The organism is Pseudomonas sp. FA-1, from assembly GCF_056856075.1.
Genome location: NZ_JBWXTH010000057.1, coordinates 1 through 274 on the forward strand (window position 1 = coordinate 1; position 274 = coordinate 274).

At 27.4% G+C, this 274-nt stretch carries 1 protein-coding gene; it reads left to right on the forward strand.

What is annotated here, in order from left to right; genetic code table 11:
* Positions 1–146 precede the first annotated feature (146 nt).
* A partial coding sequence (locus AC1MHZ_RS23465) for a hypothetical protein (RefSeq protein ID WP_482967020.1) occupies positions 147–274 on the forward strand: 128 nt, incomplete at its 3' end.

Sequence of the window (274 nt, forward strand, 5' to 3'; positions counted from 1 at the left end):
AATATCAACTTTTTATAGTATGATAATACTTTAGCTAGTGAGGATTATGACTTTACTCACAAAACTATCACAAATTACTTTAACGATATATTACTACTTTTGACTTGTAAATTGTTTAAGTATTCTAAATCTTTTAATTCAGCTTTTTGTACTCCAGGTACCAAGGAGGCTATGGTTTTCAGCGTTCTGCAGTAGTGGCTTTGTTTTATGATTTTTATGGTGAAAATATTTTTAATACAGATTTTTTTATTTTGATAAAAGAGTTAGGAAGCTT